The following is a 1,907-nucleotide window of genomic DNA, read 5'->3' as shown; positions in this document are numbered from 1 at the left end:
CTAAATAAACTGACTAATGAAACGGTCGATGTTTCGGCACGCCATATAGTCAACGCAGCAGGACCGTGGTTAAGCAAAATCTTTGAACAAAAAGTCTCTCAACTCAAACCAAGTAAACAAATTCGACTGATAAAGGGCAGCCACATCGTTGTTCCTCGAGTTCCAAATGGTGACTCTGCATATATATTACAGAACGAAGATAAACGAATAGTTTTTGTACTGCCATACCAAACAAATTACTCGATTATCGGAACGACTGATCAGGAGTATCTAGGAGATATAAATAAAATAGAAATTGATCAATCAGAAATCGATTACTTGCTCGACGTACATAACCAGCACTTCATTCATCAATTAGGGTCCCAAGATATTGTCAGTACTTATTCTGGGGTAAGACCATTATGTAATGATGAGTCATCAGATCCCTCAGCGATTACCCGTGATTACACTATTGATACGCAAAGCATTGACGGTCACTCAGCATTCATATCGATCTATGGCGGAAAAATAACAACTTACAGAAAGCTCGCGAATGCCGTTATGGCACAACTACAACGTTATGTTCCAAACTTACAAGAGGAATGGACAGAGCGACATCCACTAATAGGCAATTCAAAGCTTGGAATGACAAGACAAGGGATCACAGACCATCTTACAAGCCATTACCCGTGGCTCACGTCTAGCCTAGTTAGACGCTATGCATCAAGTTATGGGTTGCTAGCAGAGAATTTTTTGACTGGACGAGAAAGTATTAACGAGCTCGGTCAAGACTTCTCTAACGGCTTATATCAAGCTGAGGTAGATTACCTGATTAAAGAAGAATGGGCGCGAAATGCAAAAGATATATTATTGAGAAGAACCAAGCTCGGCTATCAGTTTTCAGATTCACAAGAGAAAACACTGCGTACTTACATTCAATCGTATCTGAATGAACCCAATATCACCCATTTAAACAGCGCTTGAGGTTAATCTAGCGCTGATGCACCTTGCTGCCTCGGCCATACAAGACTAAATTTGGCACCGCCAAGCTCTTCGCTCTTGCCAAGGAATGCTTGCCCGCCGTGCCAATACAAAATCCGACGAACAATAGATAATCCTAAGCCGTAGCCACCTGATGCCCTTGTGCGGCTATCATCTAATCTGGCAAATGGTGTAAATACAGACTCCCAATCTTCCTGAGGGATTCCTAGGCCATCATCTTCAACGTCGACCCGACACGTTTCTGAATCGCAACTAACGTTCACTTTGACTACACCCGAAGCGTAACGTGTCGCGTTACCAACCAAGTTTTGAATAGAGCGATGAATATATCGCGGTTCTATTTCGGTCTCCGCCCAGTCATCTGAATCTCGCTGAATAACTGCTTGTATATCTAGATTTGGACGCCCCACACTTTGCTCATCAACTACTTGATGGACAATATCCAACAAATTTGCCTGATGAAACGATAGTATCGGACCACCCTGCTCAAGCCTTGCGTAAGTTAAAATCTCATCAATTAGCTCATCTAACTCTTGAATGTCGCCATCGATTTCTTGCGCTTGCTTCCTAAGCGCTTCTTGATTTGGACAATCTTCAATCATTTGAACGCCAAAACGAATGCGCGCGACAGGTGTTCGCAACTCGTGCGAGACAGCGTGTATCATTTCCTTTTGTACAAGCATCAATCGCTGAATATGATCGGCCATCACGTTGAAAGCCGAGCTAAGCCTTTCAATCGCTTCACTCCCCTCGCTCACGTTCTTAACGCGGGCGTCTAATTCACCGCGGGCAATACGCTCTGCCACGGTTTCAACAGCACGCAACTTACGCTCATAGCCTTGAACAAAAATAGCAACCAGAGCGTACAGCGCGGATAAAACACCCGATATTAATAACACTACAACAGGAATCGAAACCAGACTAAA

The 1,907-nt window shown here is 43.6% G+C and carries 2 protein-coding genes; one reads left to right on the top strand and one right to left on the bottom strand.

The annotated features are described in order from the left end of the window. Window positions 1-963: glycerol-3-phosphate dehydrogenase (glpD, locus tag A3739_RS13395; RefSeq protein WP_082878406.1), on the top strand; the 963-nt coding region annotated here is incomplete at its 5' end. A 2-nt stretch (window positions 964-965) separates the two neighbouring features. On the opposite strand, the gene A3739_RS13390 is transcribed toward glpD, so the two are convergent. Next, on the bottom strand, window positions 966-1,907 hold a 942-nt coding region (locus A3739_RS13390; RefSeq protein ID WP_156502579.1), incomplete at its 5' end, for an ATP-binding protein.

The organism is Oleiphilus sp. HI0067 (assembly GCF_001635735.1).
The sequence above is the reverse complement of the archived record's forward strand: the minus strand, read 5'-3'. Positions and strand labels throughout refer to the sequence as shown.